This window comes from Pseudomonas muyukensis (assembly GCF_019139535.1).
Lineage (GTDB): Bacteria > Pseudomonadota > Gammaproteobacteria > Pseudomonadales > Pseudomonadaceae > Aquipseudomonas > Aquipseudomonas muyukensis.
This window is the reverse complement of the sequence record NZ_CP077073.1, coordinates 3,388,042-3,403,334: the sequence shown is the minus strand read 5'-3', so window position 1 is coordinate 3,403,334 and position 15,293 is coordinate 3,388,042. Positions and strand designations below refer to the sequence as shown.

General features: G+C 66.9%; 14 protein-coding genes and 1 riboswitch. Of the genes, 11 read left to right on the top strand and 3 right to left on the bottom strand.

Features of this window, described 5'->3' with window-relative positions; genetic code table 11:
* Positions 1 to 88 precede the first annotated feature (88 nt).
* From paaA to KSS95_RS15190, 9 genes are all read left to right on the top strand, one after another.
* A complete protein-coding gene (gene paaA, locus KSS95_RS15230) occupies positions 89 to 1,078 on the top strand; it encodes a 1,2-phenylacetyl-CoA epoxidase subunit PaaA (RefSeq protein WP_217847905.1) in 990 nt (329 codons plus the stop codon).
* A 27-nt stretch (positions 1,079 to 1,105) separates the two neighbouring features.
* A complete protein-coding gene (gene paaB, locus KSS95_RS15225; protein WP_134690727.1) occupies positions 1,106 to 1,387 on the top strand; it encodes a 1,2-phenylacetyl-CoA epoxidase subunit PaaB in 282 nt (93 codons plus the stop codon).
* Positions 1,388 to 1,395: 8 nt separating this feature from the next.
* Positions 1,396 to 2,154: a 1,2-phenylacetyl-CoA epoxidase subunit PaaC gene (gene paaC, locus KSS95_RS15220; protein ID WP_217847904.1), complete on the top strand. Its 759-nt coding sequence runs from the start codon at positions 1,396 to 1,398 to the stop codon at positions 2,152 to 2,154.
* A complete protein-coding gene (gene paaD, locus KSS95_RS15215) occupies positions 2,141 to 2,665 on the top strand; it encodes a 1,2-phenylacetyl-CoA epoxidase subunit PaaD (protein ID WP_134690731.1) in 525 nt (174 codons plus the stop codon). Before paaC ends, paaD begins: the two co-directional genes overlap by 14 nt.
* 15 nt (positions 2,666 to 2,680) lie before the next feature.
* Positions 2,681 to 3,757: a 1,2-phenylacetyl-CoA epoxidase subunit PaaE gene (gene paaE, locus KSS95_RS15210; protein WP_217847903.1), complete on the top strand. Its 1,077-nt coding sequence runs from the start codon at positions 2,681 to 2,683 to the stop codon at positions 3,755 to 3,757.
* A 71-nt stretch (positions 3,758 to 3,828) separates the two neighbouring features.
* A riboswitch (cobalamin riboswitch) is annotated at positions 3,829 to 4,009 on the top strand.
* 116 nt (positions 4,010 to 4,125) lie between these two features.
* Positions 4,126 to 4,902 (top strand): ABC transporter ATP-binding protein, encoded by a 777-nt coding sequence (locus KSS95_RS15205; RefSeq protein WP_217847902.1) that lies wholly within the window; start codon positions 4,126 to 4,128, stop codon positions 4,900 to 4,902.
* The gene (locus KSS95_RS15200; protein ID WP_217847901.1) at positions 4,899 to 5,861 is read left to right on the top strand and encodes an ABC transporter substrate-binding protein; all 963 of its coding nucleotides are present in this window, start codon (positions 4,899 to 4,901) and stop codon (positions 5,859 to 5,861) included. Before KSS95_RS15205 ends, KSS95_RS15200 begins: the two co-directional genes overlap by 4 nt.
* Positions 5,858 to 6,883: a FecCD family ABC transporter permease gene (locus KSS95_RS15195; protein WP_217847900.1), complete on the top strand. Its 1,026-nt coding sequence runs from the start codon at positions 5,858 to 5,860 to the stop codon at positions 6,881 to 6,883. The genes KSS95_RS15200 and KSS95_RS15195 overlap by 4 nt, the downstream gene beginning before the upstream one ends.
* 338 nt (positions 6,884 to 7,221) lie before the next feature.
* Positions 7,222 to 7,533, top strand: coding sequence for a hypothetical protein (locus tag KSS95_RS15190; RefSeq protein WP_225935509.1), 312 nt, complete (start codon positions 7,222 to 7,224; stop codon positions 7,531 to 7,533).
* 16 nt (positions 7,534 to 7,549) lie between these two features.
* Here the strand turns inward: KSS95_RS15190 and KSS95_RS15185 are convergent, their stop codons facing one another.
* Positions 7,550 to 9,169, bottom strand: a complete 1,620-nt coding sequence (locus KSS95_RS15185; protein WP_217847899.1) for an ATP-binding response regulator — start codon at positions 9,167 to 9,169, stop codon at positions 7,550 to 7,552.
* Positions 9,170 to 9,275: 106 nt separating this feature from the next.
* On the opposite strand from KSS95_RS15185, the gene KSS95_RS15180 reads away from it, so the two are divergent.
* Positions 9,276 to 9,890, top strand: a complete 615-nt coding sequence (locus tag KSS95_RS15180; protein WP_217847898.1) for a LuxR C-terminal-related transcriptional regulator — start codon at positions 9,276 to 9,278, stop codon at positions 9,888 to 9,890.
* A 374-nt stretch (positions 9,891 to 10,264) separates the two neighbouring features.
* Here the strand turns inward: KSS95_RS15180 and KSS95_RS15175 are convergent, their stop codons facing one another.
* Together KSS95_RS15175 and KSS95_RS15170 are read right to left on the bottom strand one after the other, a co-directional pair.
* Positions 10,265 to 10,486: a DUF6555 family protein gene (locus KSS95_RS15175; RefSeq protein ID WP_217847897.1), complete on the bottom strand. Its 222-nt coding sequence runs from the start codon at positions 10,484 to 10,486 to the stop codon at positions 10,265 to 10,267.
* Positions 10,487 to 10,623: 137 nt separating this feature from the next.
* Entirely contained in the window at positions 10,624 to 10,833 is a 210-nt protein-coding gene (locus KSS95_RS15170; RefSeq protein ID WP_217847896.1) for a con-10 family general stress protein, read from the bottom strand.
* Between the two features lie 336 nt (positions 10,834 to 11,169).
* Here KSS95_RS15170 and KSS95_RS15165 point away from each other — a divergent pair, with 336 nt between their 5' ends.
* Positions 11,170 to 15,282, top strand: coding sequence for a CheR family methyltransferase (locus KSS95_RS15165; RefSeq protein ID WP_217847895.1), 4,113 nt, complete (start codon positions 11,170 to 11,172; stop codon positions 15,280 to 15,282).
* Positions 15,283 to 15,293 lie beyond the last annotated feature (11 nt).

The window sequence follows — 15,293 nt, the reverse complement described above, 5'->3', positions numbered from 1 at the left end:
GATACATCAAATACTGTTTGATGTTGTGTTTTGTATCGCATATAAATACCCCCACGCCCCAACCCGCCCTCAACCGGGAACCCCGACCATGTACGCACAGCTAGTGGAAACCGGCGTCAAACGCCTCAAGACGCTGGAAGAGATGTCCCCCGAGGAACGCGCCTTCCAGGAAAAGATCGACGCCGAGATCAAGATCGAAGCCAAGAACTGGATGCCCGACGCCTACCGCCAGACCCTCATCCGCCAGATCTCCCAGCACGCCCACTCGGAAATCGTCGGCATGCTGCCCGAAGGCAACTGGGTCACCCGTGCCCCGTCGCTCAAGCGCAAGCTGCAACTGATGGCCAAGATCCAGGACGAAGCCGGCCACGGCCTGTACCTGTACAGCGCCATGGAAACCCTCGGCGCCGACCGCGACGAGGAGATCGCCAAGCTGCACAGCGGCAAGGCCAAGTATTCGAGCATCTTCAACTACCCGACCCTGACCTGGGCCGACATGGGCGCGGTGGGCTGGCTGGTCGACGGCGCCGCCATCGTCAACCAGGTGGTGCTGCAGCGCACCTCCTATGGCCCCTACTCCCGCGCCATGATCCGCATCTGCAAGGAAGAAAGCTTCCACCAGCGCCAAGGCTACGAGCTGCTGCTGACCATGATGCGCCACGGCACCCAGGCGCAGAAGGACATGGTCCAGGACGCCATCAACCGCCTGTGGTGGCCGTCGCTGATGATGTTCGGGCCCAGCGACGAGCACTCGCCCAACAGCGCCCAGTCCATGGCCTGGAAGATCAAGCGCCAGACCAACGACGAGCTGCGCCAGCGCTTCATCGACCAGACCGTGCCGCAACTCGAGCTGCTCGGCTGCACCGCGCCGGACCCGGCGCTGAAATGGAACGAGGCGCGTGGCCACTACGACTTCGGCCAGATCCAGTGGCAAGAGTTCTACGAGGTGCTCAAAGGTAACGGGCCGTGCAACCAGGAACGCCTGGCCAAGCGCCGCAACGCCATCGAAGGTGGCGCCTGGGTGCGTGAGGCCGCCGTGGCCTACGCCCGCAAGCAACAGAACAAGAACGCCGCCTGAGGCGGCCCGCGATCCTGAGGAACCCCCATGTCCACCTGGACCCTTTACGAAGTCTTCGTGCGCAGCAAGCACGGCCTGAACCACAAGCATGTCGGCAGCGTGCATGCCGCCGATGCCGCCATGGCCATCGAGAATGCCCGTGAGTTGTACACCCGTCGCAGCGAAGGCGTCAGCCTGTGGGTTGTGCCTTCGGCGCTGATCATCGCCTCCTCCCCGGACGAGAAAGACCCGCTGTTCGCCCCGGCGGACGACAAGGTCTACCGGCACGCCAGCTTCTACGAGCTGCCCGCCGAAGTCGGCCATATGTGAGGCGCGCCATGCACAAGCAAGCACTGATCCCCTACCTGCTGCTGCTCGGCGACAGCGCCCTGATCCAGGGCCAGCGCCTGTGCGAGTGGTGCGGCAAGGCGCCGGCCCTGGAAGAAGAGCTGGCGTTGATGAACGTAGGTCTGGACCTGGTCGGCCAGGCCCGCAACTGGCTGGAATACGCCGCCGAGCTGCTGGACGATGGCCGTGACGCCGACGCCCTGGCGTTTCGCCGCGACGAACGCGCCTTCCGTAACCTGCTGCTGGTCGAGCAGCCCAACGGCGACTATGCCGTGACCATGCTCAAGCAGTTCCTCTACGATGCCTGGCACCATGCCGTGCTCGACGGCCTGTGCGCCTCGCGCGACGAACGCATCGCCGGCATCGCCGCCAAGGCCTTGAAGGAAGTCACCTATCACCTGCGCCGCTCCGGCGAGTGGGTGCAGCGCCTGGGCGACGGCACGCCAGAAAGCCGCCGGCGCATGCTCGACGCCATACCGCTGCTGTGGCGCTTTACCGTCGAGCTGACCGCCGCCAGCGACCACGAGGTGCAACTGGCCGCGGCAGGTGTCGGCGCCGACCCAGCCCAGGTCGGCCGTCGCTGGCAAGCCACGGTCGGTGCGCTGTTCGCCTCGGTCGAGCTGCCGCTGCCCCAGGCCGCCAGCCACTTTTACCTCGACGGCCGCCAAGGCTTGCACACCGAGCACCTGGGCCTGCTGCTGGCCGAAATGCAATTTCTGCCACGGGCCTACCCCGATGCGACCTGGTGAGCTGATCGTCGGCGACCGTGGCGCCCGGGCCCAGCAACCGGGCGATCTGGCCCGCGCCTGGGCGGTGCTGGCCGAGGTGATGGACCCGGAGGTGCCGGTGGTCAGCGTGGTCGACCTGGGCATCGTCCGCGACCTCGACTGGCGCGCCGGCCACCTGCACTTGGTGGTGACCCCGACCTATTCCGGCTGCCCGGCCACCGAGGTGATCGAGGGCGATATCCGCCAGGCCCTGGAACACGCCGGCTTTCCGGCCCCCGCCGTGGAGCGGCGGCTGACCCCGGCCTGGAGCACCGACTGGATCAGCACCCTGGGCCGTGAGCGCCTGCTCGCCTATGGCATCGCCCCGCCCGAGGGCGGCGCGAGCCTGCACGGCCACAGCCCCGTGGTGTGCTGCCCGCAATGCGCCAGTGGCGACACCGAGCTGCTCAGCGAGTTCGGCTCCACCGCCTGCAAGGCCCTGTACCGCTGTCGCGCGTGCCTGGAGCCGTTCGACTACTTCAAATGCCTATGAGCCGTGGAGAACACCATGAGCCAGTTTCACCGCCTGACCATCAAGCAAGTGCGTCAGGAAACACGGGACGCCGTGTCCATCGCCTTCGACGTGCCTAGCCACCTGCAGGACGATTTCCGCTTCACCCAGGGCCAGTACCTGGTCATGCGCACCCAGCTGGACAATGAGGAAGTGCGCCGCTCCTACTCGATCTGCAGCGCGGTGCAAGACGGCGAACTGCGCGTGGCGGTCAAGCGCGTGCCGGGCGGGCGCTTCTCGGCGTTCGTCAACGACGTGCTCAAGGCCGGCCAGCAACTGGAGGTGATGCCGCCCTCGGGCAGCTTCTTCGTGCCGCTGCAGCCGACCCACCAGGGCCACTACCTGGGCGTCGCCGCCGGCAGCGGCATCACCCCGATCCTGTCGCTGATCGCCACCACCCTGGCCTGCGAGCCGCACAGCCGCTTCACCCTGCTGTACGGCAACCGGGCCAGTGGCAGCGCGCTGTTCCGCGACCGCTTGGAAGACCTGAAGAACCAGTACCTGGAGCGCCTGAACCTGATCTTCGTGTTCAGCCGTGAACAACAGGATGTCGACCTGTACAACGGTCGCATCGACGCCGACAAGTGCGACCAGCTGTTCTCCCGCTGGCTGGATGTGCCCAGCCTCGACGCCGCCTTCATCTGCGGCCCCCAGGCCATGACCGAGACCGTGCGCGACAGCTTGCAGGCCAACGGCATGGACAAGGCGCGCATTCACTTCGAGCTGTTCGCCGCCGCCGATGGCACGGCCCGCCGCGAGGCACGCGAGGCCGCTCGCCAACTCGATGCCAGCAGCAGCCAGATCACCGTGATCAGCGATGGCCGGGCGCTGGCCTTCGACCTGCCGCGCAATACCGTCAGCGTGCTCGACGCCGGCAACGCCATTGGCGCCGAGCTGCCCTATTCGTGCAAGGCCGGGGTGTGCTCGACCTGCAAGTGCAAGGTGATCGAGGGCGAGGTTGAGATGGACAGCAACCATGCCCTGGAAGACTACGAAGTGGCGGCCGGCTACGTGCTGTCCTGCCAGAGTTTCCCGATCAGCGACAAGGTGGTGCTGGACTTCGACCAGCTTTGACGCCAAGGGCTTGGCTATCGATTAGGCATGCGTTGACTCCCAAGGGCAGAAATGCTCAGATGCGCCCCTGCTTTCAGGTGTCCCTGGCCGCCGCGCCAGGGATTAAACGGGAAGCCGGTGCCTCGCCCGTGCGAGAAGTCCGGCGCTGCCCCCGCAACGGTAAGCGAGCCAGGCATTCGATACACCACTGTGCCCCGCGCATGGGAAGGTGAATGCCCGATGACCCTCGCCAGCCCGGAGACCGGCCTGATTCGCCCATGGCCATTCCCGCGGAGGGCGGGTGCGCTCAGCTTGCCAGGCGCCCCTGCGCCTGCGCGGCCGTCTCGCACCGTCACCGTCGGGCTCATTCATTCCTGCGGTGTCTGTTCATGTCTTCTCCCCTGCTGCACCTGGAGCGCCTGCACTGGTCACTGTCCGCCAGCGGGCCAGACCTGCTGGCCGGCATCGACCTCAAGGTCCAATCCGGCGAGTTCGTCGGCCTGATCGGGCCCAATGGCAGCGGCAAGACCAGCCTGCTGCGCTGCGCCTACCGTTTCAGCCGGCCACGGGCTGGCCGGGTGCTGCTCGATGGCGAGGATATCTGGCTGCACCCGCCGCGCTGGCTGGCCCAGCGGGTGGCGGTGATGCTCCAGGAATTTCCCGAGGATTTCGGCCTGAGCGTGAGCGACGTCGTCGCCATGGGCCGCACCCCGCACCTGGGCTGGCTCGACGCTGACGGCGACCCGGCGCCGGTGGACCAGGCCTTGCGCCAACTGGGCCTGCAGGACCGCGCCGCGCAAGGCTTCGCCAGCCTGTCCGGTGGCGAGAAGCAACGTGTGCTGCTGGCCCGGGCCCTGGCCCAGCAGCCGCGCCTGCTGATTCTCGACGAGCCGACCAACCACCTCGACCCACGCCACCAGCTGGCCCTGCTGCAGCACCTGCGCGGCAGCGGCCTGGGCTTGCTGGCCAGCTTCCACGACCTCAACCTGGCGGCGACCTTCTGCGACCGCCTGTACCTGATCGAGCAAGGCCGGATCATCGCCCAGGGCACGCCTGCCGAGGTGTTGACCGAGCAATGCCTGGCCGAGGTGTTCGGGGTTCACGCCCTGGTCGACCGCCACCCCGTGGGCCAGCACCCACGCATTACCTGGATCCGTCACGCATGACCCGCCTGCTGCTTGCCCTGTTCGCCTGCCTGCCGCTGTGTGCCCTGGCGCAGGGCTTCCCCGTGACCGTGCGCAGTTGCGAGCGCGAGGTCAGCTTCAGCCAGCCACCGCAACGGGCGGTGAGCCACGACGTCAACTTGACCGGCATGCTGCTGGCACTGGGGCTGCGCGAGCGCATGGTCGGCTACAGCGGCATCAGTGGCTGGAAAAGCCTCGCCCCGGCAATGCGCCAGGCCCTGGGCGGCCTGCCGGAACTGGCCCCGCGCTATCCGTCGGTGGAAACCCTGCTCGCGGCCGATGCCGACTTTCTGTTCGCCGGCTGGAGCTATGGCATGCAGGTCGGTGGGCCGCTCACCCCACAGCGCCTGGCAACGTTCGGCATTCCGGTATACGAGCTGAGCGAGTCGTGCTCGCGGATCATGCCCTGGCACCCGGCAAGCCTCGACGACCTGTACACCGACCTGAACAACCTGGGGCGCATCTTCGGCGTCAGCGCGCGGGCCGACCGCCTGGTCGAGCAACTGCGCCAGCGTGTCGCGCGGGTCAGCGCTTCGCTGGCCGCGCTCCAGGATCGACCACGGGTGTTCCTCTACGACAGCGGCGAGGACCGCCCCACCACCTCCGGCAGCCTGGGCATGCCCCAGGCCCTGATCGATACGGCCGGCGGCAGCAATGTGATGGCCGACGTGCCTGCCAGCTGGACCGAAGTCAGCTGGGAAAGCGTAGTGGAGCGCGACCCTGAGGTGATCGTCATCGTAGACTACGGCCCGACCCGCTGGCAGCAGAAACGCGACTACCTGCTGCAGCACCCGGCGCTGGGCAGCGTCACGGCGATTCGCCAGAAGCGCTTCGTGGTGTTGTCCTATTTACAGGTGACGCCCTCGGTGGACAACGCCGAGGCCATCGAACGCCTCGCCCAGGCGCTGCACCCGCAGCGCTTTGCCGGGACGCAGCGGTGAGCCTGTTGCGCCGCCCTGGCGGCTACCGCCTGCTGTTGATCGGCCTGGGCGCCGCGCTGCTGGCCTCGTGCCTGTTGTCGCTGGGCTTCGGCGCAGCGCAGGTGCCGGCAGGCAAGGTACTGGCGATCGTGCTGCAGCAACTGGGCCTGGCCCCAGCGACAGACGCCGGCCGTGGCCAGGCCCAGATCGTCTGGCAGATCCGCGCGCCACGGGTGTTGCTGGGGGCTTTGGTCGGTGCCGGGTTGGCCCTGGTCGGCAGCGCCTTGCAAGCGGTGACCCGCAACCCACTGGCCGACCCGCACCTGCTGGGCGTGAGTTCAGGCGCAGTGCTCGGGGCGGTGCTGGTGGTGCTGTACCTTGGGCCTTTCGCCGGGCTGCTGAGCCTGCCGCTGGCGGCCTTTGTCGGCGCCCTGGGCTGCATGCTGCTGGTACTGGGCGTCGCCAGCCGGCGCGGGCGCCTGGACAGCGAGCAACTGTTGCTGGCCGGGGTCGCGGTGTCGTTCGTGGTGATGGCCCTGGCCAACCTGCTGCTGTACACCGGCGATCCCCATGCCGCCAGTTCGGTGATGTTCTGGATGCTCGGCGGGCTGGGCCTGGCGCAATGGTCGCTGCTGTGGCTGCCGGCGTTGGCCGTGCTGGCCGGTTTTGCCCTGCTGATGTCGCTGGCGCGCGCGCTCAATGCGCTGATGAGCGGCGAACAGACGGCGGTGAGCCTGGGCTTCGACACGCGCCGGGTGCGCGCCGTGGTGTTCGTCGGCTGCGCGTTGCTCACCGGTGTGCTGGTGTCGTTGTCCGGGGCTATCGGTTTCGTCGGCTTGATGCTGCCGCACATGGCCCGGCGCCTGGTCGGGGCCGAGCATCGCCGGCTGTTGCCGGTTTGTGCGCTGCTGGGGGCGTTGTTCGTGGTCTGGGTCGATCTGGCGGCGCGCACCTTGATTGCGCCGCAGGACCTGCCCATCGGTATTGCCACGGCGGCGTTGGGGGGCGGGTTTTTTATTGTGTTGCTGCGGCGTAGGGGGTGAGCGGTGGGGCCACTGACGGCGGACAGCCCCCTTCCAGGGAAAGGACCGCATCAAGGCCGCCAGGTGTTCGCCACAACCCTTGCAGCGCCTATCAGATCGAGCGCCGCGCGGGCGGCGCTCGATCGACCAGGCGCCGCACCACTTCCGACGAACCCATACCCGCCCCCCAATCCCCCGTCAAAAATCACCACGAGACGGCCATTAGCCACCTAGCACATCTGCCCTACATCCCGCAGGGTACAGCGGCGCTATAGTCGCCCTACCCCTCGTCCGGCCAGTACCTCCCTTTCCTGGCCGGGCGGGTGGCGTTCCGAGAACAATGCCAAGGAAGCAACGCGATGATCCCCATGTCCCTCCCCTTCAAGTCCCTGGTCCTGCTCGCCGGCCTCGCCGCCGTGGCCGGTTGCCAGACCGCCTCGCCCAATGCCGACACCCTCAAGCAACGCACCGAGGTCACCCTCGGCGTGCCGGTCAGCAAGGTCAGCAACCTGCGCAGCGACTCCACCACCACCTACTACACCGTGAGCACCGGCAAAGGGCAGTTCGACTGCCAGGTGGCCAGTGGCGGCATGGTGGCCATCGCCGGCATGGGCCTGATCACCCCGTCACCCAACTGCTGGAAGGAAGGGCAGGCGCCGACCTTCCAGTGACCGCCCGCAGCGCCGCCTAGCCGGTCGGCGCCGCGCTGGTTTCGCGCAATGCCCGCAACGCCGCCCGCAGTTCCGCCGGCCGTACCGGCTTGGCCAGCACGGCAATGCCGCGTGCCTGCAAGGCGCCCTGCAGGCGGTCGAGGTCATGCCCGGTCATGATCAGTGCCGGCACCCGCTCGCCGCGCTGGGCGCGCAGTTGATCGATGCAGTCGATGCCCGTGGCCTGCGGCCCCAGGTCGTAGTCGGCGACGATCACCTCGCAGTCACTGCTCAGCCCCTGGGCCGAGCTCTCGGCCTGCACCTGGCAGCCCCAACGCTGCAGCAAGGCGCTGGTGGCCTGCAGCACGTTATGGTCATCCTCCACCAGGCACACCCGCAACCCACTGAGCATGCCTGCCTGGATCGCCTGGTCGACCGTCGCGCGCGGCACTTGCGCCGGCACTTTGGCCAACCCTTGCAAGGTCACGCAGGTGCCATGCCCAGGCCGCGAGCGCAGGCTGACCTCAAGCCCCATCAACTGCCCCAGGCGCTTGACGATGGCCAGCCCCAGGCCCACGCCCTCGACGTCCTTGTCGCGCAGCTCGCGCACCCGGTAGAACTCCTCGAACACCTTGTCCTGGTGCTCCTCGGCGATGCCCCGGCCGCGGTCGCAGACAACGATGGCCAGGCCCTCGCCGCGGGGCCGCAGGCCAATCAGCAAGGGACGCCCGGCGGCGTACTTGAAACTGTTCGACAGCACGTTCTGCACCATGGTCGCCAGCATTCCCGGGTCGGCGCGGGTCCAGTGCCGGCTGGGCACCAGGCGCATCTCCACGCCGGCCCAGCGCGCCGCTTCGTGGTTCTGGCGCAGCAGTTCGCGCAAGAACGGCTCCACGGCGAACGCCTCCCACTTCGGCTGCACCCGGCCGTTGTCCAGGGTGTACAGGTCGAGGATCGAGCGGAACAGTTGCGAGACGTTGAGCAGCGAGCGGTCGATGCTGTCCACCAGGCGCCGCTCTTCATCGCCCAGGCGCGCCTCGCGCAGGCAGGCGGTGAACAGGCCGATGGAGTGGATCGGCTGGCGCAGGTCATGGCTGGCCTGGGCCAGGAAGCGCGATTTCTCGCGGGTCGCCGCCTCGGCCAGGGCCGTGGCCTTGCGCGTGCGCTCCAGCAGCAGGTGGGCGTAGAACGGAATCAAGGTGCTGGTGGTGAGCAACATCAGCAGCATGAACGGCTGCTGCTGCCAGTACGGGGTCAGCTGCCACACCACCAGCAACGCCCCCAGGGCCAGCACCGTGGCGATGGCCAGGTAGCGCGAGCCAAAGCGCATGCCATTGCCCAGGTTGATCCAGACCATCACCGCATACAGCGGCAACGCCGCCTCGCCACCGACCACCAGTCCGAAACTGGTGCCGGTGTAGTCGCCCAGCATGCCGAGGATGCGCCGGGCCGGATAATGCCCCGGCCAACGCTTGATGGCCTGGCGCATGCCCACCGAGGCCACGACAAAACAGGCGTAATAGAGCAGCACCGGCAGATAAGTCGCGATCTCCCGGCCTGGCAGGAAACCCAGCAGGGCCACGTAGGTGATCGCGCAGGAGGCGACGATGATGCGCAGGTTGGCCTGGTCCAGTTCGTTGTTTTTCTCGAACTTCATGGGGTAACTTCCTTGTGCGCCAGTAGTCATTTCCTGCATGTGCCCAGCCATTGGGCGCAGGTGACTGCTAAATTAGCATGTGTCGGCTAACAGGGAGTTCCACGACGTGACCTGCCGCATCATCGTGGCGGACGATCATCCGCTGTTCAGGGAAGCCATGGCCAGCACCGTGCGCCGGCTGTTGCCCGACGCCGAGCTCGACCAGGCCGGCAACCTCCAGGACGTGCTGCGCCTGGCCAGCCAAGGCACGCCCCCGGACACCCTGATCCTCGACCTGCGCTTCCCGGGGCTGAGCTGCATCGCCCGCCTCGCCGAGCTGCGCCGGCAACTGCCGCGCACTACCCTGATCATCGCCTCGATGGTCGACGATCCTGAAGTGGTTGGCGCAGTGATGGACGCCGGTGCCGATGGTTTCATTGGCAAGAGCCTGACCCCGGATGAGATCGGGGCGGCGATCCTGGCCATTCGCGAGGGTGACGTGGTGGTGCGCTATGTCCCTTCCGGGTTGCTGCCGCAGATGGCCGCCGACAGCGAGCTGGAGCAGCTCACCCATCGCCAGCATGATGTACTGCGGCTGATCGCCCAGGGCAAGACCAACAAGGAGATTGCCCGGGAACTCGATATCTCGCCGTTCACCGTGCGCATCCATGTCTCGTCGCTGCTCAAGACCCTCAACGTGCCCACCCGTACCGCGGCGGCGGTGAAGTATTCCGGGAGTTGAGGCGCGTTAGGCGCAGGGGTGTTCGGCGACAGGCTGGCAGCGCCAGGTCGATCGAGCGCCGCCCGCGCGGCGCATCGCGACGCAAGGCCGCTCCTACATTTGTTGCAACGTGGCCATGCCTGATAGGCCATGGTTGTTAGCCTGGTTGGCATGACGTGGTTTTTGCGTGGGCATTGCTGCCGCCCCATCCCTCTCGCGCCCTGCGCCAAGGCTGGCAACCATGGCCTGACAGGCATGGCCACGTTGCAACAAATGTAGGAGCGGATTCATCCGCGATGCGCCGCGCGGGCGGCGCTCGATCTCGAGCGCGGCGCAAGGCTAGCGCCTGGCACCTGGTCGCTTCCACGCCACCGCCTGCAACAACCTGCAAAGCCCTACTCGCGCCAACGCACCTCCGTTATCCCATAGCGCTCCGCCATTGGTCGGCTGACTTTCCTGATCCGCTCCCGGCCGAATTTCGGAATGATCCCCAGGCCCGCGTCGCAACTGGCCCAATGCCAAGCCTCGGCATTGTCCATGTGCTCCAGACGGATGATGAACTGGCGTGGCTGGCCATGCAGTTGGTACTCGATGGTGTACAGCTGGGGATTAGGCATTGCGCGAAGCCCTCCTCTTTTCCATGGATGACACTTCGACTGATCCAGCTTTGGCGAAAAAATTCAAAAGATTGTCGGACAAGGCGACGCCTCCCTTGCAACCACAGGCGGGCGTCAGCGCAGGTATGCCGCTCAAGTCACCGGTTGCGACCGCCGCCGTGGCTGTTCTGGCCGCCCTTGCGCCCTGCCTCGGAAGCCCGGGCACGGTCATTGGCGAAATTGCCCCCCGAATTCTGCCCGCCCTTGTGGCCGGCGCGCGAAGCGCGCTCGCGGTCGTTGGCGAAGTTGCCTGGGTTGGTTTCCTTGGTGCCGCCGCGTTGGCCGGCCTGGTCCTGGTCACGAGCCATGTCGTTTCTCCTTTACCCATTGGTTTGACGTGGCACGGAATCACCCGTGCACAGGTTCCGAACCGCCCGAGCACGAATCTGCTCAATGGCGCCGCCAAGGTTCGGACGAGCGGCAGCAAGCAGCACGGCAAGAAATGCCACCGCCGGGCAACAACGGTCGCACTTTTGTCCGCTGCCAAGGGTCACAGCCATGCACCAGGCTCCGTTGGCCCCCGCTGCTCGGTGGCGCCGTCGTCGAACGGCCCATGACCGCTCGTCTGCCAACCGATCCGCAGCCTATAATCCGCCCACCGTGCCCGGCAGGGCCATCTCCCGATTCGCACAAGGCCCGTGCCCATGAAGTCGTCCAGCAAAACCACCCTCGCCTCGCCGCACAATCCGGCGCTGAGCCCCAGCCATCTGGATTTTCCAGTGGTCGGCATCGGTGCCTCGGCAGGTGGCCTGGAGGCGATCCGCACCTTCTTCCAGCACATGGCGCCAGACAGCGGCATGGCCTTCGTGGTGGTCCTGCACCTGTCCCCGGACCATCAGAGCCAGGCCGACCGCATCATCCAGGCGGTTACCCGGATGCCGGTGCGGCAGGTCACCGACCCGGTGCCGATCGAGCGCAACCATGTTTACGTGATCGCCCCGGCCAACCGGCTGTCGACCAACGACGGCTACCTGCGGGTCAGCCCCGCCAACCGCAGCCGTGGCGACCATGTGGCCATCGACCTGTTCTTCCGCGACCTGGCCGATGTGCACAAGGATCACGCCTTCTGCGTGGTGCTTTCAGGCACAGGCAGCGACGGCGCCGTGGGGCTGTCGCGGATCAAGGAACAAGGTGGCGTGACCTTGGTGCAAACCCCCGAGGATGCCCTGTACCCCGACATGCCCCAGGCCGCGCTGGCCACCGGGATGGTCGACCTGCTGCTGCCGGTGGCCGAGATGCCGACCCGCCTGGTGACGCTCTGGCGCACCGCGCGCGCGGTCAAGCTGCCGCGCATCGAGGACGACAGCCTGCCGCCGGCGCTGGGTGAGCGCGAAGGCGACCCCACCGTCAGCGACCCGCTGCTGGAGGAAATCCTCGCCCTGCTGCACGGCAACACCGGCCACGACTTCGCCCATTACAAGCGCGCCACGGTATTGCGCCGTCTCGAACGACGCCTGCATGTCACCGGGCAGACCGACCTGGCGGGCTACCGCGACTTCCTGCAGCTGCACCCTGAGGAAGCGCGGGCATTGCTGGCCGACATGCTGATCGGGGTGACCAACTTCTTCCGCGATCGCGAAGCGTTCGACGCCTTGCAGCGTCAGGTGATGCCAGGCCTGGTCAATGATCATGGCGACGACGAGATCCGCGTCTGGTCGGCCGGCAGTTCCACCGGCGAGGAAGCCTACAGCCTGGCCATGCTGGTCACCGAGCAACTGGCCCTGGCCCAGCGCAGTGCCCAGGTGCAGATCTTCGCCACCGACCTTGACGAGCGCGCGGTGGCGGTCGGTCGGCTTGGCCTGTACCCCGAGGCGATCGCCGCCGATGTTTCACCGCAACGGCTGCGGCAGTTCTTCGCCAAGCAAGACCAGCACTACCGGGTGCGCAAGGCGATTCGCGAGCAAGTGCTGTTCGCCCGGCACAACCTGTTGTCCGATCCGCCGTTTTCCCAGCTCGACCTGATCGTCTGCCGCAACCTGCTGATCTACCTGGACCGAGACGTGCAACGGGACATCCTGCGCCTGTTCCATTTTGCCTTGCGTCCTGGCGGCCACCTGTTCCTGGGCAGTTCCGAATCGACGGACCTGGCCGCCGAGCTGTTCGTGGCGGTGGACAAACGCAACCGCATCTTCCGTGCCCGCGAGGTGCCAAGCAGCCGTCATCCGGAGCGCCTCAAGGCCCCGCTGCCGGCGCAGCCGCCCGCCAGGGCCCGGGGCGGGCGCCGGCTGGCCTACGGCGAAATTCATCACCGCGCCTTGGCGCGTCGATCGCCGCCCAGCCTGATCGTCGACGCCGACGGTAATATCCTGCACATGAGCGAGGGCGTCGGGCCGTTCTTGCGGCATGCCGGCGGCGAGCTCAGCCACAACCTGCTCAGCCTGGTGCTCGCCCCGCTGCGCCCAGCCCTGCGCAGCGCCTTGCTGCAGGCCCAGGGCAGCGGCCAGGCGGTGACGTCACGGGCGATCAGCGTCAACCTCGATGAGCAGCGCAGCGACGTGCGCATCCTGGTACAGCCGCACCAGGACGAGCCCAGCGCCAGCGAATGCCTGCTGGTGGTGTTCCAGGCCTGCGAAGCAGACCAACCCATGGCCGTCGGCCCAGCCATCGAACTGACCGAGGGCACCTTGCTGGGCAACCTGGAGCGCGAGCTGCACCGCACCCGCCTGCAATTGCAGGAAACCATCGAGCAGTCGGAGTTTTCCAGCCAGGAGCTGACCGCCTCCAACGAGGAGATGCAGGCGATAAACGCCGAACTGCGCTCGGCCAGCGAGGAGCTGGAAACCAGCAAGGAAGAGTTGCAGTCGATCAACGAGGAGTTGCTGACGGTCAACTACGAGCTCAAGACCAAAGTCGAGGAAACCGACAAGGTCAACGACTACCTGAGCAACCTGATCGCCTCCACCGACATCGCCACCGTGTTCGTCGACCGCAACCTGCATATCCGCTGGTTCACCCCGCGTGCCACCGACATCTTCAGCATGCTGCCGGTCGATACCGGTCGCTCGCTGCTCGACATCACCCACCGGCTCGATTATCCAGGCCTGGCCGATGACGCACGGGCCGTGGTCGAGCGCGAAACCACCATAGAGCGCGAGGTGCTCGGCCACAACCAGCATTGGTACCTGGCCCGCCTGCTGCCGTATCGGGCCAGCGAGCGCAATGTCGACGGCACCGTGCTGACCTTCATCGACATCAGCAAGAGCCGTGCCGCCGAGGAGCGCCTGCGCCAGGGCGAGGAGCGCATGCGCCTGGTGGCCGAGAGCACCCACGATTTCGCCATCATCCTGCTCGACGAACAGGGCCTGATCATCGACTGGAATACCGGCGCCGCGCTGATTTTCGGCTACGGCAAGGACGAAGTGCTCGGCCAGCACTACCAGTTGATCTTCACCGAGCAGGACCGCGGCGATGGCGTGCCCGAACGCGAGCTGCGCGCCGCACGCCTGCATGGCCGTGGCCAGGACGAACGCTGGCACGTGCGCAAGGACGGCAGCCGCTTTTATTGCAGCGGCGAGGTGTCGCGCCTGAAGGGCAGCAGCCTGCGCGGCTACGTCAAGATCGCGCGTGACCTGACCGGGCACAAGCGCCTGCACGACGAACAGACCAAGCAGCTGGCCGAGTCCCAGAGCAGCAGCCACATGAAGGACGAGTTCTTCGCCGTCATGTCCCACGAGCTCAAGCATCCGCTGAACCTGATCCAGCTCAACGCCGAGATCCTGCGCCGGGTCCCGGCGGTCAAGGGGGCCAGTGCCGCCAGCAAGGCCGTGGCGACTATCTGCGAGGCGGTCGCCAGCCAGGCACGGATCATCGATGACCTGCTCGATGTCGCGCGTATCCGCACCGGCAAGCTCAAGCTCAAGACCCAGCAGCTCGACCTGGGCCTGGTGCTGCAGGACATACACGCGCTGGTGGTCAACGAGCAGCACGCCTGCAGCGTGCGCCTGGCCCTGCCCGCCGATGGCGCGCCGGTGTATATCGAAGGTGACGGCACGCGGCTGGAGCAGATCGTCTGGAACCTGTTGAACAACGCGCTGAAGTTCAGCCCCAGCGGTAGCGAGATCCGCCTGGTGCTGAGCCGGCATGACCGCCAGGCGCAACTGGATGTGATCGACCAGGGCGTCGGCCTGACCGACGAGAACCTGGAAACGGTGTTCGACCTGTTCAGCCAGGCCGCGCCCCAGCTCGCCAGCCACAGCCGCGACGGACTGGGCATTGGCCTGTCGCTGGTGCGCCAACTGGTGGAGGCCCACGGAGGCACGGTGAGCGCCTATTCCCAGGGGCTGGGCCGCGGCGCGACCTTCAGCGTGCGCCTGCCGTTGTGCGACCCAGGGCAACAGCCCCAGCCCGGCACCGACCTGGTAGCCGCCGAGGGACGATTGAGCGGCGTACGTGTGTTGCTGGTGGACGACTCGGTGGAAATCCTTGAGGTCATGCAGCAACTGCTGGAAATGGAAAGCGCCGAGGTCGAGGCCCACAGCGACCCGCACGCGGCGCTGGAAGCGGCTGTTGCCGGGCGGTACGACATCATCCTGTCCGATATCGGCATGCCAGGCATGGACGGCCATGCCCTGATCAAGGCGCTGCGCGCGCTGGAGCACTTACGCTATACCCCGGCCATTGCCCTGACCGGCTATGGCGCCAGCGCCGACCAGTACAAGTCGCGGCAATCGGGCTTCGATCGGCACCTGAACAAACCGGTGGGCTATGACGAGCTGATCGAGGCGATCGAGGCCCTGAACGGGTCGCTGCCCTACTGAGCGGCAGTGAC